At 64.8% G+C, this 21,732-nt stretch carries 18 protein-coding genes; 8 read left to right on the forward strand and 10 right to left on the reverse strand.

Annotated features, from left to right (window positions below; translation table 11 throughout):
- Positions 1–67: 67 nt before the first annotated feature.
- Positions 68–1,306: a PhoH family protein gene (locus JFC09_RS14225; RefSeq protein WP_232483655.1), complete on the forward strand. Its 1,239-nt coding sequence runs from the start codon at positions 68–70 to the stop codon at positions 1,304–1,306.
- A gap of 109 nt (positions 1,307–1,415) precedes the next feature.
- Here JFC09_RS14225 and JFC09_RS14230 read toward each other — a convergent pair whose 3' ends face one another.
- The 3 genes from JFC09_RS14230 to glpX form a co-directional block, all read right to left on the reverse strand.
- Positions 1,416–2,819 (reverse strand): class II fumarate hydratase, encoded by a 1,404-nt coding sequence (locus tag JFC09_RS14230; protein WP_198394694.1) that lies wholly within the window; start codon positions 2,817–2,819, stop codon positions 1,416–1,418.
- 98 nt (positions 2,820–2,917) lie between these two features.
- Positions 2,918–3,685, reverse strand: coding sequence for a carbonic anhydrase (locus tag JFC09_RS14235; RefSeq protein ID WP_198394695.1), 768 nt, complete (start codon positions 3,683–3,685; stop codon positions 2,918–2,920).
- Complete coding sequence (gene glpX, locus JFC09_RS14240; RefSeq protein ID WP_198394696.1) at positions 3,685–4,824, reverse strand: class II fructose-bisphosphatase; 1,140 nt, start codon at positions 4,822–4,824, stop codon at positions 3,685–3,687. The genes JFC09_RS14235 and glpX overlap by 1 nt, the downstream gene beginning before the upstream one ends.
- Before the next feature lie 101 nt (positions 4,825–4,925).
- Here glpX and JFC09_RS14245 point away from each other — a divergent pair, with 101 nt between their 5' ends.
- The gene (locus JFC09_RS14245) at positions 4,926–5,627 is read left to right on the forward strand and encodes a DUF4245 family protein (RefSeq protein ID WP_198394697.1); all 702 of its coding nucleotides are present in this window, start codon (positions 4,926–4,928) and stop codon (positions 5,625–5,627) included.
- A 58-nt stretch (positions 5,628–5,685) separates the two neighbouring features.
- Here JFC09_RS14245 and JFC09_RS14250 read toward each other — a convergent pair whose 3' ends face one another.
- Positions 5,686–5,943 carry an exodeoxyribonuclease VII small subunit gene (locus tag JFC09_RS14250; protein WP_198394698.1) on the reverse strand — a complete coding sequence of 86 codons (258 nt, stop codon included), beginning with the start codon at positions 5,941–5,943 and terminating at the stop codon, positions 5,686–5,688.
- Positions 5,940–7,295, reverse strand: a complete 1,356-nt coding sequence (xseA, locus tag JFC09_RS14255; RefSeq protein ID WP_198394699.1) for an exodeoxyribonuclease VII large subunit — start codon at positions 7,293–7,295, stop codon at positions 5,940–5,942. Before xseA ends, JFC09_RS14250 begins: the two co-directional genes overlap by 4 nt.
- Positions 7,296–7,428: 133 nt before the next feature.
- Between xseA and JFC09_RS14260 the strand changes: the two genes are divergently transcribed.
- Entirely contained in the window at positions 7,429–8,511 is a 1,083-nt protein-coding gene (locus tag JFC09_RS14260) for a 4-hydroxy-3-methylbut-2-enyl diphosphate reductase (protein WP_198394700.1), read from the forward strand.
- Between the two features lie 45 nt (positions 8,512–8,556).
- Here JFC09_RS14260 and JFC09_RS14265 read toward each other — a convergent pair whose 3' ends face one another.
- Positions 8,557–10,182 carry a hypothetical protein gene (locus JFC09_RS14265; protein WP_198394701.1) on the reverse strand — a complete coding sequence of 542 codons (1,626 nt, stop codon included), beginning with the start codon at positions 10,180–10,182 and terminating at the stop codon, positions 8,557–8,559.
- A gap of 248 nt (positions 10,183–10,430) precedes the next feature.
- Between JFC09_RS14265 and JFC09_RS14270 the strand changes: the two genes are divergently transcribed.
- A complete protein-coding gene (locus JFC09_RS14270; protein ID WP_198394702.1) occupies positions 10,431–11,900 on the forward strand; it encodes an arylsulfotransferase family protein in 1,470 nt (489 codons plus the stop codon).
- 162 nt (positions 11,901–12,062) lie between these two features.
- On the opposite strand, the gene JFC09_RS14275 is transcribed toward JFC09_RS14270, so the two are convergent.
- Positions 12,063–12,830 carry a UbiA prenyltransferase family protein gene (locus tag JFC09_RS14275; protein ID WP_198394703.1) on the reverse strand — a complete coding sequence of 256 codons (768 nt, stop codon included), beginning with the start codon at positions 12,828–12,830 and terminating at the stop codon, positions 12,063–12,065.
- A 288-nt stretch (positions 12,831–13,118) separates the two neighbouring features.
- Entirely contained in the window at positions 13,119–14,300 is a 1,182-nt protein-coding gene (locus JFC09_RS14280; protein ID WP_198394704.1) for a DNA recombination protein RmuC, read from the reverse strand.
- 71 nt (positions 14,301–14,371) lie between these two features.
- On the opposite strand from JFC09_RS14280, the gene ychF reads away from it, so the two are divergent.
- The 3 genes from ychF to JFC09_RS14295 all read left to right on the forward strand — a co-directional run bounded on the left by ychF (position 14,372) and on the right by JFC09_RS14295 (position 17,863).
- Positions 14,372–15,454: a redox-regulated ATPase YchF gene (gene ychF, locus JFC09_RS14285; RefSeq protein ID WP_198394705.1), complete on the forward strand. Its 1,083-nt coding sequence runs from the start codon at positions 14,372–14,374 to the stop codon at positions 15,452–15,454.
- Between the two features lie 898 nt (positions 15,455–16,352).
- A complete protein-coding gene (locus JFC09_RS14290) occupies positions 16,353–17,240 on the forward strand; it encodes a nucleotidyltransferase domain-containing protein (RefSeq protein WP_198394706.1) in 888 nt (295 codons plus the stop codon).
- A complete protein-coding gene (locus JFC09_RS14295; RefSeq protein WP_198394707.1) occupies positions 17,237–17,863 on the forward strand; it encodes a Cap15 family cyclic dinucleotide receptor domain-containing protein in 627 nt (208 codons plus the stop codon). Before JFC09_RS14290 ends, JFC09_RS14295 begins: the two co-directional genes overlap by 4 nt.
- 217 nt (positions 17,864–18,080) lie before the next feature.
- On the opposite strand, the gene JFC09_RS16550 is transcribed toward JFC09_RS14295, so the two are convergent.
- The gene (locus JFC09_RS16550; RefSeq protein ID WP_232483659.1) at positions 18,081–18,968 is read right to left on the reverse strand and encodes a transposase; all 888 of its coding nucleotides are present in this window, start codon (positions 18,966–18,968) and stop codon (positions 18,081–18,083) included.
- Positions 18,969–19,089: 121 nt separating this feature from the next.
- On the opposite strand from JFC09_RS16550, the gene JFC09_RS14305 reads away from it, so the two are divergent.
- Complete coding sequence (locus JFC09_RS14305) at positions 19,090–19,305, forward strand: helix-turn-helix domain-containing protein (protein WP_198394708.1); 216 nt, start codon at positions 19,090–19,092, stop codon at positions 19,303–19,305.
- Between the two features lie 618 nt (positions 19,306–19,923).
- On the opposite strand, the gene JFC09_RS14310 is transcribed toward JFC09_RS14305, so the two are convergent.
- Positions 19,924–21,561: a DUF6119 family protein gene (locus JFC09_RS14310; protein ID WP_198394709.1), complete on the reverse strand. Its 1,638-nt coding sequence runs from the start codon at positions 21,559–21,561 to the stop codon at positions 19,924–19,926.
- Positions 21,562–21,732: the final 171 nt, after the last annotated feature.

Consider the following 21,732-nt stretch of genomic DNA (forward strand, 5'->3'; position numbering starts at 1 on the left):
CTCAGCCGTGAGCGCAACCATCACCTACGTCCTCGACACCTCCGTCCTCCTGTCCGACCCGCGGGCCATGCTGCGGTTCGCCGAACACGAGGTCGTCATCCCCCTCGTGGTCGTGTCGGAACTCGAGGGCAAGAGGCACCATTCCGAACTCGGCTACACCGCCCGTCGTGCGCTCGCGCACCTCGACGAGATGAGGGACGCGCACGGCCGTCTCGACCGCCCGTTCCCCGTGGGCACGGACGGTGGCACCCTGCGAGTCGAGATCAACCACGTCGACACGACGCACCTGCCGCGCACCTTCGACCGGTCGGAGAACGACACGCGGATCCTCGCCGTCGCCCGCAACCTCCAGGCCGAAGGGGCCACGGTGGTCGTCGTCACGAAGGACGTCCCGATGCGTGTGAAGGCCGCTGCGCTGGGCCTGCAGGCGCAGGAGTATCTCAACGAGCAGTCCGGCGATGCCAGCTTCACGGGTATGTCCTCCCTTGAGCTAGACGAGGAGCAGATGTCGAGCCTGTTCGACACGGGATGGCTGGACACGGACGCGGTCGCGGAGGAGGCCGCCAACACCGGGCTGGTCCTGTCGAGTCCGCGCGGCTCCGGGCTGGCACGGGTCGTGGGGGACGGCCGCATCCGCCTGGTGCGCGGAGACCAGCAGGTGTTCGGCGTCCACGGCCGGTCCGCGGAGCAGCGCATCGCGATCGACGCGCTCACCGACGAATCCGTGGGCATCGTGAGCCTGGGCGGCCGTGCCGGGACCGGCAAGTCCGCGCTCGCGCTCATGGCGGGGCTGCAGGCTGTGCTCGAGGACCGCAGTCACCGGTCGATCAAGGTGTTCCGACCCCTGTACGCGGTGGGTGGCCAGAACCTGGGCTATCTGCCCGGGTCGGAGGGCGACAAGATGAACCCGTGGGCAGAAGCCGTGTTCGACACGCTGGGTGCACTGGTGAGCCAGAACGTCATCGACGAGGTGCTGCACCGCGGGGTCCTCGAGGTCCTGCCGCTCACCCACATCCGCGGACGCTCCCTCCATGATTCGTTCGTCATCGTCGACGAAGCGCAGTCGCTCGAGCGGACCGTGCTGCTGACAGTGCTGTCGCGGCTGGGGGAGAACTCCCGGGTGATCCTCACCCACGATGTCGCGCAGAGGGACAACCTGCGGGTGGGGCGGCACGACGGCATCACCGCCGTCATCGACCGGCTCGCCGGCCATCCGCTGTTCGCCCACTACACGCTCGTGCGATCCGAACGGTCCGCGATCGCGGCACTGGTCACCGACGTGCTGGAAGAGGCCGAGCTGGTGTGAGGGTCGGGGCCGAGGACGGGAACGGCGGCCCCGGGAAGGATCCCGGGGCCGCCGCCTGCCGTGCTGTAGACCCCCAGCGTCACTGTGTCAGCCGGGAGTGCTCAGACTGTCAGCGGTAGTCGCCGATCATCGTGGTGACATCGAGAGCCTTGTCGAGCTCTTCCTCCGTGAGTGACCCGTCTTCGATGAAGCCCAGAGCGATCGTCGCCTCCTTGACGGTGACCTTCTCCGCCACAGCGTGCTTCGCGATCTTCGCTGCGGCCTCGTAGCCGATCACCTTGTTGAGCGGGGTGACGATGGACGGAGACGCCTCCGCGAGGAACCGTGCACGCTCCGTGTTGGCGGTGAGCCCGTCGATCATCTTCTCCGCCATGACACGCGACGTGTTCGCGAGCAGGCGGACTGACTCCAGGAGGTTCGCGGCCATGACCGGGATGCCCACGTTGAGCTCGAAAGCACCGTTCGTCGACGACAGCGACACAGTGGTGTCGTTGCCGACGACCTGTGCTGCGGCCATGATCGCCGCTTCGCAGATGACGGGGTTGACCTTGCCCGGCATGATCGACGAACCGGGCTGCAGGTCGGGGATGTGGAGCTCACCCAGGCCTGTGTTCGGTCCCGAGCCCATCCAGCGCAGATCGTTGTTGATCTTCATGAAGCTGTACGCGATGGTGCGCAGCTGTCCGGACACCTCCACGAGGCCGTCGCGGTTCGCCTGCGCCTCGAAGTGGTTGCGCGCCTCCGTGATGGGCAGGCCGGTCTGCTCGGCGAGCAGCTCGACGACACGGGCGGAGAAGCCGGCCGGCGTGTTGATGCCGGTGCCGACCGCAGTGCCGCCCTGCGGCACCTCGGTGACGCGGGGAAGCGACGCGTCGATGCGCTCGATGCCGTACCGGACCTGTGCGGCGTACCCGCCGAACTCCTGACCGAGCGTCACCGGAGTGGCGTCCATGAGGTGGGTGCGCCCAGCCTTCACCGCGTCGCGGAACTCCTCTGCCTTGTTCTCCAGGGACGTCGCGAGGACGTCCAGAGCGGGCTTGAGGTCGGTGACGAGTGCGTTCGCGACAGCGACGTGGACGGCCGTGGGGAACACGTCGTTCGACGACTGTGACGCGTTCACGTGGTCGTTCGGGTGGACTGTGGGGTCAGCGTCGCCCAGACCCTGGTTCGCGAGGGTGGAGAGCACCTCGTTCGTGTTCATGTTCGAGGAGGTGCCGGACCCGGTCTGGAACACGTCGATCGGGAACTGATCATCGTAATCGCCGGTGATGACCTTGTCTGCGGCACCGCGGATCGCGGCGGCCCGCTGGGCGTCGAGGACGCCCAGTTCTTCGTTCGCCGTGGCGGCGGCCTTCTTCACCTGTGCCAGGGCGGCGATGTGCTCACGCTCGAGAGTCTTGCCGGAGATGGGGAAGTTCTCCACGGCACGCTGCGTCTGCGCGCTGTACAGGGCGTCTGCGGGCACCTTCACTTCGCCCATGGTGTCGTGCTCGATGCGGTATTCCTGCGTCATGTTTTCCTTCGCTCCTCGGGTAGGGGTGCGGTGTGTGGTGTGAGTCCTGCGGTGTGCAGAGTCTGGGGAGTGGGAGCGTTTCCGCTTCCCTGAGACGGTCAGCTCCGGGTGAGGAGATCGAGAGGGTTGCCGTCGGGGTCGACGATGGGGCCCAGATGGGCAGCCATGTTCACGCGTCCGTCCGCCAGCCGGTAGGTCAATCCGACGATCTCCAGCCTGCCTTCACGCAGCGCACGCTTGATGAGGGGCGAACGCTGCGGGATGCGGTTCACGGTGTCGATGGTGTTCTGGGTGACAGCACCGGGAATCCCCTCACGGCCCTGCGCCCGCGCGTGTGCGATGGACGGCATGATGCGCGCGACGAGGTCATCGATGTATCCACCGGGGGTGTCGCCCGATTCGAACGATTCGTGTGCCGCGGTCACTGCCCCGCAGCTGTCATGACCGAGCACGATCAGCAGCGGGGTGTTGAGCAGGTCCACCGCGTACTCGAGCGTTCCCAGCACCACACCGTCGGTCACCTGACCGGCGGTGCGGATGACGAACATCTCTCCCAGCCCCACGTCGAAGATCATCTCCGCGGCGACGCGGGAGTCGGAGCAGCCGAAGAGCGACACGAACGGCTCCTGCGTGTTGGCCAGGGCGTTGCGGCGACCGACCCCCTGATTGGGATGCATCGGTGTGCCGTTCACGAAGCGCTCATTGCCCTCGAAGACGGCGTTGAGAGCTTCTTCGGGGGTGATGAAGCGCCGCTCAGGGCTTTCGCGCTCGATGCGACGGTTCGACGAGTCGTCCGATGCAGACGGAGCCGTGTCGTCCGAGGTGTCCTGCGCGTCCTGTCCTGTCGTGGCAGCCGCGTCCGCCATCAGACGAGTCCCCGACGGGCAGCTTCGCGTGCAGCTTCTTCGTAGGAATGTGTCTTGTCCGGGCGGTGCTCTGCGTACACGTTGCGCACTGTGCCGGACGTCGACCGCATGACGAGGGAATGCGTGTGGACGCGGTCGCCTTCGTACCGGACGCCGTCCAGCAGGTCGCCGTGGCTGATGCCCGTCGCGACGAAGTAGGTGTTGTCGCCGCGCACCAGGTCGTCGGTCGTGAGGACGCCCTCGAGGTCGAGGCCCTGAGCGATCGCGGCTTCCCGCTCCTCATCGGACTGCGGCCACAGCCGACCCTGGATGACACCGCCCAGTGCCTTGATCGCGCACGCCGTGATGATGCCCTCCGGAGTGCCGCCGATCCCCAGCAGCATGTCGATGCCCGTCCCGGGGCGCACGGCCGCCATCGCGCCGGCGACGTCGCCATCCGTGATGAGCCGGATGCGGGCGCCGGCCGCACGGACCTCGTCGATCATCTTCTCGTGGCGTGGACGGTCGAGGATCGTCACGGTGACGTTCGAGGTGTCCGTCCCCTTAGCCTTCGCCGCGCGGCGGATGTTCTCTCCCACCGGCAGGCGCAGGTCGACGACATCTGCGATCTCTGCTCCGGCTGCGAGCTTCTCCATGTAGAAGACCGCCGACGGATCGAGCATCGCCCCGGCCTCTGCCACCGCCATGACGGAGATCGCCCCCGGCATGCCACGCGCCGTGAGCGTCGTCCCTTCGACGGGGTCGACAGCGACATCGACACGCGGCCCGGTGCCGTCGCCCACGCGCTCGCCGTTGAACAGCATCGGAGCTTCGTCCTTCTCGCCCTCGCCGATGACGACGGTGCCGTCCATGCTCACGCTGGAGAGGACGTTGCGCATGGCAGCGACGGCCGCGCCGTCAGCTGCGAGCTTGTCGCCACGACCCACCCACGGACCGGCTGCGATGGCAGCCGCTTCCGTCACGCGCACGAGTTCGAGGGCGAGGTTGCGGTCCGGCGCGCCCTCCTGGATGCGGAGGCTCTCCGACCACGAATCCGTCACCGCAACGGGCGGTGCGTCCGGATCGACCCGCCCTCCGGTGGATCGGAGCTGCGAAGAGCCGTCTTCGGCTGTGGGCGTCGGGGCGGTGTTGTCTGCCATGTCACTCATTGTGCCACTTGGGTATGAGGAGGCTGATCGTGGATCGGTCGGAAAGGAGGGAGGATTGGTCCCGACCCGTCCGGACAGGGGACAATACGGGTGTGAACGACCAGCCGCATGCCCCTCAACCGCCCCTGCCTTCGTCGACCGCGCGCTACGGCGGGCTCGAAGGTCCCGAAGAGACGGACACTCCGGAACTGTTCCCGGGCGAGAAGGCGCTGTCGCGCACCAGGGCCGGTTCTCGGGAGGAGATGCGTATCCTGAGGCGCCACTACAACTGGGTGAACATGGTCATCGCCCTGGTGGCGTGCCTGGTGCTGGTGCTGGCGGCGCTCGCACTCGCGCCGCGTCCCAGTGGGGACATCACCCGTGAGGTCGAATACTGGACGGTGGCGGAGAACGCGCAGCCGGCCGCGGATTTCGATCTGGCAGTCCCGGACATGCCGGAGGGATGGCACTCGAATGCCGCGTCGTTCGATCACGAGGGCACCCCGGCGGTTGAGACGTGGTACGTGTCGCTGGTGGCGGACGATGACGAGGGATGGATGTCGCTGCGTCAGACAGACGCGGAGGAGACCCCGGACGCGTGGGCGGAATCGTACCTCGAGGACTTCGCGGAGACGGGGGAGTCCGACCTGGGAGGGACATCCTTCACACGGTTCGAAGGAGTGGGCTCGTCCGACAGAGCGCTGCTGGGGCAGGCCGACGGCACCGTGCTGCTGTTCATCGGCTCGGGTGAGTGGGCGCAGCTGGAGGCGTGGGCAGAGGACGCGACGCAGTCGGTCGGGGCAGTCGCGGATTGATGCGCCGGCGACCGGTGGTCGAAGCGTGACGTGCGATTGGCCCGTGGCGAGGCGTCGTTCAGTCCTCTGACTGCTCTTCGCGGGCAGCACGGGCCTTCTCCAAACGGTCCTTCGCACCGTCCAACCACGCCTGGCAACGGTCGGCGAGAGCTTCGCCGCGCTCCCAGAGCCTCAGTGAATCCTCGAGGGTGAGGTTGCCCGCTTCGAGTGTGCGGACTGTCGTGACGAGTTCCTCACGCGCCTCTTCATAGCTGAGGCCGTCGATTCCACTCGTGGCCGATCCGTTCTGCGCGGCGCTCGTGGCGTTGTCCGTCATGTGTCGCTCCTTCGAGGTGTGTCAGTGACTTCAGCGGTGTCGTGGTTGTCAGAGTGTGCTGTCGCCCGCGGGTCGGGAAGAGATTCCTCGACCTGTGCAGTGAGCCGACCGGACGCCAGCTTGATCGATACACGGTCACCCGGGAATGCCTGGTCGTGGCTGCGGACGGCGGACCCGTCCTCCGTCTGCACGACGGCGTAGCCGCGCGCCAGGGTGTTGAGCGGCGAGAGGCTGCGCACCTGCGTCCGCAGATGCTCCACCTCCGCACCGGCCCGGACCACCAGGCCGGACTGCGCCTGCCACGCCCGCGCCCTCAGCGAGGACACGTCCTGCACCCGTCCTGTGAGCATCGATTCCGGCTGTGCGAGGACAGGACGCTCCCGCACATCGGCCAGGGCACGGCCCTCCGAGGCGAGTAATCGGTCGAGTGCCCCATTCAGAGACGCGCGCGCCTGGAGGATGCCCATCTGCTCCTCAGCCACATCCGGGACGATGCGCTTCGCAGCATCCGTCGGAGTCGAGGCACGCAGGTCGGCGACTTCGTCGAGCAGAGGGCGATCCGCTTCGTGGCCGATCGCAGACACGATCGGTGTGCTCGCTGCGTGGACGGCACGCACCAGCGCTTCGTTGGAGAACGGCAACAGGTCTTCGAGGCTCCCGCCGCCACGCGCGATGACGATGACGTCGACGTCCGGATGCGCATCGAGTTCGGTGAGGGCGGCCATCACCTGCGGCACCGCGTTCGTCCCCTGCGTCGCAGCGTTGCGCACCTCGAATTCGACGGCGGGCCAGCGCAGGGTGGCATTGCGGATGACATCCTTCATCGCATCTGAATCATGCCCCGTGATGAGGCCGATGCGGGAGGGGAGGAAAGGCAGCCGCTTCTTGTGCGCCGGGTCGAACAGCCCCTCCGCACCGAGCATCTGCTTGAGCTGCTCCAGTCGTGCCAGCAGTTCGCCCAGGCCCACAGCGCGGACATCGTAGGCCTGCATCGTGAGGCGGCCCTTCGCGAGCCAGTAGTTGGCCTTCGCCTGGACGACCACGCGAGCGCCCTCCGTCAGCGGGGCGTCGAGCCGATCGCGGACATTGCGCCAGATCTGGACGGGGAGGGAGATGTCCTCCGTCGTGTCGTGGAGGGTCAGGTAGCTGGCGCCGGCGCGGTTCGACACTTCGATGATCTGACCTTCGATCCACACCGTCGACATGCGGTCGATGTAGTCCTTCATCTTGCGTGCGAGCAGACTGACCGGCCAGGGGTTGTCTGCCGTCGTGTCTGCCGCAGTCGTCGCCACGAGGGGGCGTTCCGGCTGGTCACCCAGGGTTCCGGGAGTGCCGGAGATGCGCTGTGCCACCGTCCCCTCCTCTCATCGTCGGTCATCGTGGACGGGTGCCCCGATCCTAGACGAGGCCACGGACGCGGCGAGGGTGACGGGTGCCTCGGCTCCGCCCAGTCCCTTCTGATCCGGTGCACGTAGAATCAGGGCCATGACTGCGACTGTGACTGTGCCCGTTCCGGCGATGCCGCGCCGCCGCAAGGACCCTTCGGAGATCCGTCAGCCGGAGAGCGGTGAGAAGAAGGTGCTCCTCGCCGCACCGCGCGGATACTGTGCCGGAGTGGACCGGGCGGTCATCGCCGTGGAGCGTGCGCTCGAACACTATGGCGCGCCGATCTACGTGCGCAAGGAGATCGTCCACAACCGCCACGTCGTCGACACGCTGTCGGAGCGCGGGGCGATCTTCGTCGACGAGACGGACGAGGTGCCTGAAGGCGCTCGTGTCGTCTTCTCCGCCCACGGTGTGTCTCCCGCAGTGCATGAGGAGGCCGCTGCACGCAGTCTCTCCACGATCGACGCGACGTGCCCGCTCGTGACGAAGGTGCACCGTGAAGCGGTGCGGTTCGCGAAGCAGGGCTACTCCATCGTGCTCGTGGGCCACGACGGGCACGAAGAGGTGGAAGGGACGATGGGGGAGGCCCCGGAGGCCATCACCCTCGTCCAGAACCCCGCGGAAGCGCGGACCGTCGAACTTCCGGCCAACGACAAGCTCGTGTGGATCTCGCAGACCACACTGAGCGTCGATGAGACGATGCAGACGGTGGACATCCTCAAGGAGCGCTACCCGCATCTGGAGAATCCTCCCAGCGACGACATCTGCTACGCGACGCAGAACCGCCAGGTGGCGGTGAAGAAGATCGCGCCGGACGCGGATCTGGTGCTGGTCGTGGGCTCTGCGAACTCGTCGAACTCCGTCCGCCTGGTCGAGGTGGCGCTGGAACACGGGGCCCGGGCGTCCCACCGGATCGACTTCGCACGTGAGGTCGACGAGGAATGGTTCCACGGCGTGTCCACGATCGGTGTGACGAGCGGTGCGAGCGTGCCGGACCTCCTGGTCCAGGATCTGCTCCGCCTGCTCGCCGACTACGGCTACGGCGAGGTCGAGGAAGTGCGCACGGCGGAGGAGGACCTCATGTTCTCGCTGCCGAGCGAACTGCGGAAGGACCTCAAGGCCGCAGGGCTGGAGACGTCGAACAAGAAGAACGGCGCAGACCGCGACCATGAACTGCGCTGATCAGACCTGCGCTGAGCAGGGCGGCCGATGTCGCCCGGCTGCAGATCAGGCGCAGGCGCCCGGCGACGAGATGATGTAGCCGCCGCCGTAGAAGTCCCCGGCACCTGTGCGGTGGTATCCCCAGACCTCGAGGTCGGATGCAGGCTGTCCTGGGTTCTTCAGTTGCGGCGCCATATCGCCGGCGAACACGTTTCCTGCCCACGCGTAGACATCCCCGTTCGTCGCGAGCGACAGGTACATCCCATCGGAGCCGAACACCTTCGACGTGGAGACATCTGCGGGGAACGTCTTCTCCGTCGTCGTCCAGGCGCGCGAGGCATTGCTGATCGCGCCGAAGGCGACAACCACACCGTCGACGCTCACGAATGCTCCGCCGGTGTAGTGAGTACCACCGCCGGCCGTCTGGTAGACACCCCAGGCGGAGAAGGACGACACGCCGCTCTCGCGTTCCGTCCACCCGCTGCCACCCGGTGACGTGCTGAACGCGGAGCCTTCGGAGTAGAGCACGCCGCCCGCGGTGAGCGCGTAGCTCGCGGTCTGTGTGACGATGAGGGACTGGACGCTCTGAGGCGCAGACGCCGATTTCTTGAGGCCATGATTGTCCCGCCAGGTCCCGATCGTCCCGTCGGGCATGACGAGGCCGCCTCCGTGCGTGAATTGGTTCTCCCGTGTGCTCCAGGTGCTGAGCTGCATGGCTCCGGCTGTGCCGGACATGAGCGTCGCGGAGACGGAGTCTCCCGTCGTCGCGTTCTGCCAGTAGTGCAGACCGCTCGTCGTGAGGACATAGCTGAACCCGTCGTTGGATTCGGCCGCCAGCACGGTGCCGCTGATGCCGTTCACCTTCACCACGGTTTGAGTACCGGCTCCCGTTCCGCTCCGGTACCACTGGTAGACGGAGCCACCAGAGCTGCCCGCGACGACACCTCCGGTCGAGTCGTTGGAGGATGCGACGCTCGTCCACGTGTCGACATGCTGCATGCCGGTGACGTTCGAACCGCCGTACTGCAATGTGCCGGGGCTTCCCGCGGCGGCGCCGACGTTGCGGCCCCAGTAGCGGACCGTTCCGTCCGCTGTGATGACGGCGGCGTTGAATCCGCTGCTGGCTGACGAGTCGTCACCGGATATCGAGCCTTTGACCCCGTTGGTGATCGAGACGCTGCTCGTCGTGATGGTGGGCGTCGAGGCGTTATTGCTCGGAGTGCGGGTGAGCTGGATGATCGCGCCCGGTTGTGGCGTGATGGTGCCGATGCTGTAGGCGGTGACACCTTCGAACGTCGCGGCGATCGCGTAGTCGCCGGCAGTGCCGAGTGCGCGGAAGGACGGGACACTCACGAGCCCGTTCTCGCCGATCTCCACCGTCGCCTCCTGCGACCCGTCGGCAAAGGCGAGGCCGTCAGGAAGGGTCACGACGAGGTGTGTGCCCACCTCTGGATACCCATCTCCGACACGCGCGATGAAGGTCACCGTTCCGGCGGTGACGCTCGCGCAGCGTAGTGCGGCGAATGGTGGTTCGACACCTTCGATCGTCGGTTCGCCAGATGGTGGTGATGCCGCGAGCGCAGGTGCGGCGGCCGCTACTGTGAGAGTCGGCGTCGCCCACGCGATGCCTCTGACGACGGTGCGGCGCGTGGGCGTCCGACGTCCGCCGGACACGGGTGTTCCATGGGTCATGCTGAGGTCCCTCTGCGTTGTGCAGCGTCGTCGGTGCGGGGAGTCCGCGAGACGCCCTTGTCATTGATTGCGAAACACTTGCAGTTAATCACACGGCGTGATGTCCCGCCGCTGCAGAGCTCGACCCGTGCAGTCCGACGACCGGGCGCAGATTCCTTTCAGTTGCCGACTACCCTGTGGTCAGACAAGACGACAGGGTGTTCCACTGCGACGCTCCTGCTGACGATCACGAACGTAAGGATGATGCGATGTCTGCCGCTTCGGGATGGACAAGAGCGGCGGCTCTGCTGCCCATAGCCGCTTTCGCGGGGGTCGCGGGTTGTGCGGGGGAGGGCGAAGAAGTCGAACTCACCGAATACGAGAGCACCGACCTCACTGCGCCCACGATCGATCTCAGCACGACGTCCGAAGACCGATCGGACGAGTACTTCTTCCTGGGGCCGAAGTCGCGGGAGACGGGCACCTGGTCCGGCAAGCTCATCGTCGATGAAGAAGGCGAGCCGGTCTGGATCCAGGAGGACGACAATGCCGTCGATGTCGATGAACCCACCTCCGGCTGGGACCTTCGCGTGCAGGAATATGAAGGCGATCCGGTGCTCACGTGGTGGGAGGGCAGAGTCGACACCCCATTGGCGGAGGGCGAAGTCGTCATCGTCGACGAGACGTACGAGGAGATCGCCCGTGTGGGCACGGGCGGCGATCTCCCGCACCGTATGGTCGACCTCCACGAGACGACGATCACCGACGAGGGCACGATGCTGCTCCTCGCCTATGTACCGGCGCAGGCGGACCTGAGCGACGTGGGCGGTGACGCCGACGGCTGGGTATGGGACGGCGTGGTGCAGGAGATCGACATCGAGACGGGCGACGTGCTGCTCGACTGGAGTGCGCTCGACCACATCCCTGTCACGGAGTCCGAACGGGCCTTCGACGACGGTGCAGGCACTGAGGATGAGCCGTACGACTACTTCCACGGCAACTCGGTGACTGTCGACGACGATGGGTCCCTGCTCGTCTCCGCACGGAACACGCACGCGATCTACAACCTCGACCGCACCGCCGGTGCCGTGAACTGGACGCTGGGCGGACCCGGATCGGATTTCGACATGCCGGAGGATGCGTACTTCGCATGGCAGCACGATGCGGAACGCAGTACCGACGGTGCCCTCACCCTTTTCGACAACCAGTCATCGCCGACGCTCGGTGACTCCTCCCGCGGTCTGCGTCTGGACGTCGACACGGACGAGATGACAGTCGAGGTCCTCGACGAGTTCCTGCCGCCGGTCCCGCGGATCGCGGTGAACCAGGGCAGCTACCAGGAATTGGAGAACGGGAACGTCGTGCTGGGGTGGGGCGCGCTGCCGTCCTTCACGGAGTACACAGAGGACGGGGAGGTCGTACGTGACGGGACCGCTGGCGCCGACTCGAACTATCGCGCCTACCTCTCCGCGTGGGAGGGTGCGCCCGCTGAGCCGCCGGCCGCTGCGCTGAAGACCGAGGACGACGAGACGACGGTGTACGCCTCGTGGAACGGTGCCACGGGGGTCGCAACGTGGCGGGTGCTCGGAGGTCCGGATGCAGGTGCGCGTGCAGAGCTCGCGGTGGCGCCGCGGGACGGGTTCGAAACGGCGATCACCGTCCCGGACGATGCGGACAATGTCGTGGTGCAGGCACTCGACGAAGACGGCGAGGTGCTCGGCAGTACGACTGCGGAGTGACCGCACCGGGCTGACCACGACCCGTGGGTCCGTGGGCGCCGGTAGGTCGGTCCCGATGGTGCTTCGGCGGAGACGGAAGCGGCCCGCACGCTCGTGTTGACGAGTGTGCGGGCCGCTTCCGGTCCGACTGCGGACCATGGGGTGTTCGCGAGCAGGCGCGGATCAGTGCCGGGCGGACCTGCGGGAACCCGCGGGAGGGGTGTCGCCGTCCGTGGTGCGGAGGAACCAGTCGTTGGCCTTCGGCAACCAGAAGAACAGGATCAGGAGGAGCGACACGATGTTCACGGTGACGGTTCCGGCGCCTCCTGACTCCAGTCCCGCGGCCGTGAGGATGATCGAGTAGACGATGCTCACAAGTGTGAGGGCAGTGAGGCCGAGTCGTGCCCATTCCGCGCCTTCACGGATCTTGAGCGTGAGGAAGAGCTGGACGACCATCATGGCGAGGGCGAAGATCATCGTTGCCGCGAAGAGCAGGATCACGCCCCAGCGGATACCGCCGAAGATGCCGACCATCCCCGTCGCGACCAGGATGAACGGGTTGAAGAGGATGCCGAACACGATGACACCCATCGAGAAGAACCACCCGATGATCGACAGGACGCATCCGACGAGCCAGACCCAGTACCCGATGCGAGCGTCCATGGGCATGTGGGCGGTCTGGAAGATGCTGCCGATGCCCCCGCGGAACGACGGTGTCGCGGAGCCGATGGACTTCGGCCAGGCCGTGGGCATCCGGAAGCGGTAGTCCGTGAAGTCGAAGTACTCGCTCTTCGTCGTGGAGGCGGCGTCTGCCTGTGCGCCCGGAGTGTGGCCGAACCCGCCCTGAGGCTGGCTGTGCGCCGGCTGCTGTCCCTGATGGAACTGACCGTGAGGAGCCTGAGCCTGCGGGTGTCCGTGTGGAGCCTGTGGGTGTCCAGCCGGGGTGTTCATCTGACCGGGCTGAGCGTATGAGTGGCCGGGGTGTGGCTGTCCCGGCGCGTACCCCGGCTGTGGTTGCGGATGACTGGGGTGGGCGTGGCCATACTGCGGCGCCTGGGGCGCCTGCGTCGACGGGGGTGTCGGAGCGTCGGCGCGTGGAGTGTCGCCGCCGCGGATCGGGTCGGTGGTCACGTTCGATTGCCTTCTGAGTTCGGAAGTATGGACAGCGGAAACGGGCCCGTCCGAGAGGAAAGGCCCTTTTTCGCCACCCAGGACGCTATCAGCGAACGCGAGGCGTTTTCACAAGTGGTGGCGGGTGTCGGGTTTGCCGTCGGGGCTGAACTCCCGCGCGGTGAGACCGCGAGTGCGGCCGGACACCTCTTGCGGGTCGGTCAGTGGGGTGTCGGAGACCCCCGTGGCGGCCAGCTTGCGTGCCGTCGGCAGGAACCGCGATTCGAAGGAGCCGACGAGCCGGTTGTAGTCTTCGACGCTCCGGTCGAGGCTCGAGCCCATCCGGGTGAGGTGTTCTGTGAGTGTGACGACTCGGTTGTGCAGGTCCCGGCCCAGGTCGAGGATCTGGTGGGCGCTGTTGCTGAGTTCCGCCTGCTGCCAGTTGAGCGCGACGGTCTTGAGCAGCCCCAGCAGGGTGGAGGGCGACGCGAGGACCACTCCGGCGGACAGGGCGTCGTCGATGAGGGACGGGTCCTCCTGGCCTGCCGATGCGAGGAGACCGTCGGAGGGCAGGAAGCACACGACGAAGCGGGGAGCGGGCGTGAACGCCTGCCAGTAGGACTTCTTCGACAGCGCGGATACGTGACGTCGCACAGCGCGTGCTTGAACGTCCGCTTGTGGTCGACCGCCGTTGTTCACCGCCGAGGATGCGTCCTGAGGTCGTGAACCTTCTCCCGCTTCGGCGTTGAGGCCGCTGAGCGGCGCCTTCGCGTCGATGACGATGTGTGCGTCACCGGGGAGGTGCACGACCATGTCGGGTCGGATCCGTCCGGCATCCGTGGAGGCGGTGACTTCGACGTCGAAGTCGATGTGCTCCGTCATTCCCGCGAGTTCCACGATGCGGCGCAGCTGGACCTCGCCCCAGTCACCCCGGCCGCTGCCGGCGGACAGCGCTGTGAGCAGGCCGTGCGTGGAGGACTGGAGGCGCTGGTTCTGCTGGGCGAGCTGACGCAGCTGCTCATCGAGCCCCGCCAGTCGCGCTGCCTGCTGGCGGTCCTGTCCCGTCACCTGTTGGGCGAGTGTGCGCACATCGGAGGTGAGCGGCCCGACGGCGGCCGTGAGCTCACCGGCGACCTGGGCATCGGCTTCGAGCGCCTCCGTGCGCTGCGACAGGATCTGCGCGGTCGTCTCTGCGCGGACCAGCCGATCCTGCGACTGCGCGCGTGCACGGATGGTGCCCAGCCACCATCCGATCGCGATGCCGGCGGCGAGGACGAGCACGAGGGCGACGGCGAGGGTGAGCGCTTCCATGGTGACCATGCAAGCACGCGCCACGGACACGGCGTCGAAGGCGGTGCAAGGACCGACTAGACTCCACTCCTGTGGCTCTTACTATCGGAATCGTCGGACTGCCCAACGTCGGCAAGTCGACCATGTTCAATGCGCTGACCAAGAATCAGGTGCTCGCCGCGAACTACCCCTTCGCGACCATCGAGCCGAATGTGGGCGTCGTCCCGCTGCCTGACCCCCGACTGAACCGGTTGGCGGAGGTGTTCGGTTCGGAGAAGATCCTCCCGGCGACCGTCAGCTTCGTCGACATCGCGGGGATCGTCCGCGGCGCTTCGGAAGGGGAGGGGCTCGGCAACCAGTTCCTCGCGAACATCCGCGAGGCGGATGCGATCTGCCAGGTGATCCGCGCGTTCTCCGATGAGGACGTCGTGCACGTCGACGGCAAGGTGTCGCCGTCGGACGACATCGACACGATCAACACGGAGCTGATCCTCGCGGATCTCCAGACGATCGAGAAGGCTCAGCCGCGGATCGAGAAGGAGGTCAAGCAGAAGAAGACCGATGCTGCTGTCCTCGACGCGATGACCAAGGCGCAGACGATCCTCGAAGAGGGCCGGACGCTCTTCCAGGCGATGGGCGACGGGTTCGACGCCGAACCGCTGGAGGACCTCCAGCTCATGACGACGAAGCCGTTCCTCTACGTCTTCAACGTCGACGACGACATCCTGGAGGACGAGGCGAAGAAGGACGAACTGCGGTCTCTCGTCGCCCCGATCGAGGCGATCTTCCTCGACGCGAAGTTCGAGTCCGAACTCGCGGAGCTTGACGAGGCCGAGGCCGCAGAGATGCTCGAGATGAGCGGCCAGGACGAGGCCGGGCTGGACCAGCTGGCTCGCGTGGGCTTCGACACCCTGGGACTGCAGACGTACCTCACTGCGGGACCGAAGGAATCGCGGGCGTGGACGGTCCCGAAGGGTGCGACCGCTCCCGAGGCCGCGGGCGTCATCCACACCGACTTCCAGAAGGGCTTCATCAAGGCCGAGGTCGTGTCCTTCGCGGATCTGGACGAGCTGGGTTCCATGGCTGCGGCCAAGGCTGCCGGCAAGGTGCGGATGGAGGGCAAGGACTACATCATGGTCGATGGCGACGTGGTCGAATTCAGGTTCAATGTCTAAATAGCCGCTTTGACCAGGGATTTTATCTTCTCGGTCTTCGGTTGGGGCTGATAGGCGAGTTCCGATCGACTAACAGTTGCTAAGCGTTTATCCTGCTGACCTGGGATTTTGATCGTCCCCTGCGGAGCTCCCGCCAGGGCCGATTCTCTTTTGTGCGGTGCGGTTGCGTCTCTGGCAAGCCGCCTCGGCTGGCCCATTCTGGGGCGGGTGCGAGTCGTTCGACGTGCGATGTCTCGGCAGGCCCGCTGACTCAAAAATCAGTCTGACTCAATAATCGGAACTCGACGGGGATCGATCGTTGCAGGTGCTCGCGTCACCGGTTGCCTAGTTACCGGCATCTCGCCGCTCGAACACGATCAATGCGCTCACCGATGCAACCACTCACCACGTTGCCATCGCTATGCCTACCGGTGCCAGGTCGAGGAGACCTATGGTCCGATAGTCATCGAGGAGCTGGATGCCGGCCGATCGAGAAAGCGCTGCGGAAAGAGGAAGAGCGCCAGTCTAGAGATGGCGAGTCTGAGTACGAGCGGCACCACTATCACGGCAGTCACGGTGAAGCTGCTGGCCAAGACGGTGGCTGAGGCCCGCTCGACCAGCGCGTGCGCATCCCTCTCGAAGCCAATGACTGTCCAATGTCGGGACCTTGTGAGATGGTTCCCCAGTGAGTATCGACCACGACGTCAAGAACTGGCCAATGCGGCTTGGCGAGACTTATTGCTCCGGATTAGTTGCCCAGGCGTGGCCACCAATATTGTCCGCGGATGCGGGACGCGGTTCGGGGCTAGCCGTCGAGGCGACTCTGTAGTGCTTCTATGTCGCCCTCCGGCACGGAGTCTGGTTGGGACGGTGCGGACCGCACTTATGCTCGATACGACAATCAATGCAACGGAGAGTCATGGTTACTGAAGAGAAATTGGCTGGGTGGACAGGTCCCTCGAGTCCGACCGAGAAAGACAAACAGGAGCGCACCGAGCGAATGATTCGAGAGGCGATCGACGCTCATGAGGGATTCGATGGCTACCGAAGCGACTTCGCCATATACGCGAAAGGCTCCTACGCCAACAACACGAACGTAAAGTCAGACAGCGACGTCGACATCGTCATCGAGTGCACAGATGTTTGCTACTGGCAGGAGCACGATCCTGCCAAGGGTGGACACCCTGCAGGGAGTCCTTACACGGGTCCATGGACCCCGGAGAAGCTTAGGGCGGAGATCGCCGCAGCGCTTGAGAAGAAGTTCCCCGGGGCTGTCACCGCGGGGTCGACGGCGTTCGAGGTTGATGCCAGTTCGGCACGCGTCAACGCCGACGTGGTGCCCTCTTTCACGTACAAGCTCTACTTCTCAGATGGCAGCTATCGCCAGGGTACGAAGGTCTTCAAAAAAGACGGCACGGCCATCGTCAACTATCCGAAGCTCCAGCTTGAGCGCGGCAAGGAAAAGAACGTGCGTACAAATGGTCTCTACAAGAAAACTGTGCGCATCTTCAAGCGACTGGAGAACGAGCTCGTCGCGAAGGGCCTGACCGAGGAAGTTCCGTCCTACCTTCTCGAGTGCCTTATATACAACTGCCCCGAAGAGAACTTCTCGCGAGACACGTGGCGTGGGACGATGCGCGGATGCCTGGCAAAGATCTTCAACTCCACCATGGGACCTGAGCCTGACGAGGATCGCTGGATGGAAGCGAATGGTTCGAAGTTCTTGTTTCACCCTGCTCAGAAGTGGACGAGAGCGCAGGTTCATAAGTTCGCGAGCGACGCCTGGGATTACATGGAGTTCGAATGATTAGCGGGATCCTTATTCGAGTGCTCGTGGTAATCGTCTCCGTGGTTTTTGTCGTCGGATCGTGGATTACCACTGGTGCGCCTAACCTGAGCCTGTTCAGCTTCTTCTCGATCGCTGTTCTCGTGTGCACGATCTTGTTCATCCTGTGGGACCAATGGCTCTGGAAGTCGAAGCTCACCCAAATGATCCCGGGAGTGAGTCGCAACTTGAGTGGCACCTGGGAAGCCACCCTCGAGTCGTTGTGGATCAATCCCGCGACGAGTTCGTCGCCGCCCGCGAAGACCGTCTACATGGTTATTCGGCAGACAAGCTCCACCGCGTCTGTCACGCTCATCTCGGATGAATCCAAGTCGAAGTCGTCGCTTGCGCGCGTGGTCAAGGAGGACGGGTCTTGGCTGCTTCACTACGTCTATACAAATGAGCCTCGTCTCGAGAGCCGAGGGCGAAGCCCAATCCACCACGGGTCAGCGGTGCTTGCTGTGACCGGCTCGCCGGCGAAGCGCCTAGAGGGTCGTTACTGGACAGACCGTGATTCGAAGGGGCAGCTCAAGCTGATGAAGCGATCGAAGACGCTCGCTGAGGACTTCGAGGAAGCTCGTGAAGCATTGAAGGATAAGGACTAGCCATGCGCTCGACGTCGTTGTCCGGATCTCTTTCGTGGTGGTCCCGGTGCGCCATCCGTGCGAGTTCGAAGCGATTCTGCATGAGCGTAGCTGGCAAGCCGCCTCGGCTGGTCAGCTCCGGGGCGGGTTCGAGTCGTTCGGCGCGCGATCTCTCGGCAGGTGCGCTGACTCAAAAATCAGTCTGACTCAAAAGTCGGTTGCCTCAACAACGCGGGGTTCACTCTGGCAGGTCTCGTTCTGCCAGAGTGCGAGTGATCTCGTCCCACTGGGAGCTCGCGATCAGTTGGCGGTGCCGGTGCATGGCGGTCTGCCATGCCCCGAACTCTGTTGGGAGCTCACGCCACTTGATGCCAGTGCGGGTCTTGTAGAGAGCCGCGTCGACGATCGTGCGTACGTCAGTGCGTGGCCGCCCGCGGCGGGGGCTCTCCTCTGAATGAACGATGTGCTTGATCCAGCTCCATTGCTCATCTGTAAGTCGTTGATAGTCAGACTGGAGGCCCTCGATGTCGCTGCTGTCGTCACCATCCTTCGCCTGGTCATCGATTCGCACGGCTTTGACCACGCCGCGGATGACAGCACATTCGGTGCATTGGACGGTTGGTTCAACGTTGCGAGGGAAGTGCCCGGCCAAGGTCTCGACGTGCTGGCAGGTCAGTTCTACGCGCCAGGTGGCGCTGCGGTCGACGTGCAATGAGGGTGGGTATAGGGGCTGTCGGAGCTCATCGCGCTGAGCCGGCGAAAGTGGCGGGAACGGACAGCACAGGTGGCAGTGCTCCACCCTGTTGTTCTCGAGACGCCAAACACCCATGTTGCATGCCTTGTGTTCTGCTCGGAACTCGGCATTGTCGGCGTCGATCAGCGCGAGGCTCTCTTCATCAGTACCCAGAGCTGGCTCACCGAGAAGGGCGCGCCCGCACGCGCGGCATGGTTCGCCTGCTGCATAGGCTCCGTACGTCAGCTGGCGGTCGTTGCCTGCCCGTTCCCTCCGCTTCGCCTCCTCTGCTGGGGCCCACGATTCCGAGAGCAGTGCCGTGCTGCGTGATGTGTGCAGGACGCGGGGGAGAGCTGTCGAGCTCCCGTCGGGGATCTGCTGCGAATCGGGCATCGTCACGCTCTCCTTCGAGGTCTGATGCGGCCGCAGTGCGAGTCGTGCGCGACCCACCTCGACAGCAACTGGAAGCGATAACTTCCTGGAAGTCATGACTACCAAACCTGAGGCTGGATGTGTGACAGAACCGCTGAAAAAGGTGCTTGGAGCGCAGGTGCGCGACCTGCGTCTTGCGCGCCACCTGTCGCAGGAAGGTCTTGCCGAAGAACTCGAAGTGTCGACTCGGTACCTTGTCGGCATCGAGCGTGGCGAGCGCAACCTCACCCTGGACTCCGTCGATGCCCTGGCGGAGCAACTCGGCGTTGAGGCCCATGAATTGGTCGTCCCTCGGTGACGTTCGGCGCTCGAGTCACTCTTGCGCGGCGAACTGGATGGGCATCATGGATGCCTGGCTAAGCAGACACGACTTCGGGCGAGATGAAAGAATGTCAGTAATGCCGTCTACTTTCAGTGTTGGTTAGGCGGCATCACCAGTACCAGCTTCGTCGCCGCGCCGCTCGGCTCCGCCGTGTCAGTGCCAGCGTCGCTGGTGGCTGTCGTTGCGGAGCATGGGCGGGCGCTACTGCGCCTGCGGTGTGGCGTGGGATCATGGACCCATGGCTACTGATGACATCGAGCGCGCGCCGAAGGTCATCCGCTGTGAGCACTGGTCTGAGGAGCTTGGTCGCTTCGGCGGCTGGCACCACCACGAGGGTCCTCACGCGTGCGACTGGGGGAACCACGATGGCGCGTGTCCGTACTGGGTCAGCGTTGGCGGAAGGCCGAACCTTGAATCTCAGTAGAGGGAGTCGTGCAGCCATGGCAAGCGGTCCAGTGTCGTCTGCTGGCTCTCCTCGCGACTCCCATTAACCATGTCGTAGCCGCGAGCCTTGCCCGAGACCTTGAATCGGCGTGGCTCGCCGTTGATTCGTTAGCTTGTCCGACCGTCCAACTTCTGGGCAGGCATCCGCCGTTATTGCTCCAAAGCCGGAGGCGGGGGCGCGATCGTAGCTACGCGAACCTTCACATCAAGGTAGCGAAGCGCGTCGTACTGCTTGACCAGGTTCACCTTCGTGAAGGTAAACAGGGTGTCGACCGTGATCGGATCCTCCTTGCCAATTGCGAGGACCACTTCCCTGAGCTCGGCCTTGTCGACCACTCCCTTGCTCTCCTCAGCAATGCGTTTCGTCCATGCATTGCGTGCACTCTCATCTCGTGCGAGGGCGTCAGTAGACACAAGTCCTTGCGCGAGAAGGTGGCTGAGGTCAGCCGACTGCCGCCCGCGCTTCACATGGATCAGGGTGCCCGGAGCGACGAACACGTCGCAGGGTTCGATCCCGCCACGCGAATGAAGCGGAGTTGTGATCAGCTTCCTGTCCAAGCAGTACCCCGACAGGGCCTCGGCGGCGTGCTTGTTGTAGGCATCCTCGTACTCCTCACCCCACGGAGGCATGGTTACTGAGGCAGGCTCAGACAGAATCTCACGAACGCGGTCGTCGATTCGGGCAAGGTACTGGTCATCCATCCGGTACCAGTTTCCATCGTGCAGACAGAATCGTTGGCCGTCTTCCTCGACCTCGAATGCGAGCCACCGCCGCAGTGGCACAGGCGTGGAAACAAGCGTATGGACCTGGGGATCTGCCTCGCTGTGCAGCTCGATCTTCACGGATTTCAGACGGTCGAGGATCGCCTCTCTTGGTGTATCCGCGAGCCACTCGATCACGTCGCTCGTGTCGGGCGCTTGGTCAAAGACCCGCCGTTTGCGATCCCCCAAGCCGGTGACTTTGACGCTCATCATCGGGCCGTAGGCATCAAGACGCTCGTGCGGCCAGGACACCCCGAGGCGCTTGCCCGCATCTGACTTCAAGGCGTCAACGAGCTTCTCGTCGAGCGCAGGTACTCGGCTGTCCTTGGCCTTGAGCGCGACGAGTTGCTCAAGGCTCTCCAAGCCTGTTCGGACGGGCTGACGCAACAGATCATCGAGAACCTTGAGGTCTGCGAGCAAAGGTCCTGCTGACTTTGCGAGTGGTGCTTTCAGAGAGTCCGCCGCGCTCAGCTGCACGACCTTGTCTCCAACACTGAGGTCACTGATCCGCGCCTTCGCCTCAATCCTGCTGACGACCTCGCCGTAGCCGTCTACTCCGAGATCACGAATCGTGCTTCCGTTCGGCATCGAACTCCGATCCACACGAGCTCTGTGGTCCAAGATGGTCTTCGTCAGCGACTTGATTTCCGAGGGAAGCGCAGACCGCGCAACGATGCGCGAGCCGAAGCCGAAGTCAATCTGCTCCGAATCCAAGAAGTGGAACCCGGTGCCCCAGGTGATGGCCCAGATTACGTCTCCAGTGTCCTGGAGCAATAGGGCAGCGCCGGGGGAGCGGTTCTTGAGGTCAACGGTTTGGCCGGTGAGGAGCTTCAGATCCGCCGACCACTTGGCCTTGGTCGTGATGGAGCCGGAAACAAGGCGCGCGGGTCGATCTTCTACCTGGAGGTCGGTGACGTTGAAGTTGTCATCTGTCTCTCGCCGAGACTCGGTCAGCGCTGTCTCAAACGTGCTTCCGTCAAGCATCCTGTAGAGCGTTGTCCGCTTCGTCGCAACAATCTGCACCATAGCTCTTGGTAGCACGGGTTGTGTTGCCGTAGGTGCTGGCCGCGCGAGTCGAGACCCATAAGTTATTCGTCGGTCATGGAGGATTGCCGAGCAGTCCCGAGCGTTATGCGACTCTGGCTGCTCTTGGCGCTGTGTCAGTGAGACGCCTGACGCGCGCACTTGGCCAAAGGA

This window comes from Brevibacterium yomogidense (assembly GCF_016107685.1).
In the GTDB taxonomy this organism is placed as follows: domain Bacteria; phylum Actinomycetota; class Actinomycetes; order Actinomycetales; family Brevibacteriaceae; genus Brevibacterium; species Brevibacterium yomogidense.

Coding starts and splice junctions, on each gene's coding strand:
- JFC09_RS14225 (WP_232483655.1), top strand. CDS start 68: ATGCTGCGGTTCGCCGAACACGAGGTCGTCATCCCCCTCGTGGTCGTG.
- JFC09_RS14230 (WP_198394694.1), bottom strand. CDS start 2,819: ATGACGCAGGAATACCGCATCGAGCACGACACCATGGGCGAAGTGAAG.
- JFC09_RS14235 (WP_198394695.1), bottom strand. CDS start 3,685: ATGGCGGACGCGGCTGCCACGACAGGACAGGACGCGCAGGACACCTCG.
- glpX (WP_198394696.1), bottom strand. CDS start 4,824: ATGGCAGACAACACCGCCCCGACGCCCACAGCCGAAGACGGCTCTTCG.
- JFC09_RS14250 (WP_198394698.1), bottom strand. CDS start 5,943: ATGACGGACAACGCCACGAGCGCCGCGCAGAACGGATCGGCCACGAGT.
- JFC09_RS14260 (WP_198394700.1), top strand. CDS start 7,429: ATGACTGCGACTGTGACTGTGCCCGTTCCGGCGATGCCGCGCCGCCGC.
- JFC09_RS14265 (WP_198394701.1), bottom strand. CDS start 10,182: ATGACCCATGGAACACCCGTGTCCGGCGGACGTCGGACGCCCACGCGC.
- JFC09_RS14270 (WP_198394702.1), top strand. CDS start 10,431: ATGTCTGCCGCTTCGGGATGGACAAGAGCGGCGGCTCTGCTGCCCATA.
- JFC09_RS14275 (WP_198394703.1), bottom strand. CDS start 12,830: ATGAACACCCCGGCTGGACACCCACAGGCTCCACACGGACACCCGCAG.
- JFC09_RS14280 (WP_198394704.1), bottom strand. CDS start 14,300: ATGGAAGCGCTCACCCTCGCCGTCGCCCTCGTGCTCGTCCTCGCCGCC.
- JFC09_RS14290 (WP_198394706.1), top strand. CDS start 16,353: ATGGTTACTGAAGAGAAATTGGCTGGGTGGACAGGTCCCTCGAGTCCG.
- JFC09_RS14295 (WP_198394707.1), top strand. CDS start 17,237: ATGATTAGCGGGATCCTTATTCGAGTGCTCGTGGTAATCGTCTCCGTG.
- JFC09_RS16550 (WP_232483659.1), bottom strand. CDS start 18,968: ATGCCCGATTCGCAGCAGATCCCCGACGGGAGCTCGACAGCTCTCCCC.
- JFC09_RS14310 (WP_198394709.1), bottom strand. CDS start 21,561: ATGGTGCAGATTGTTGCGACGAAGCGGACAACGCTCTACAGGATGCTT.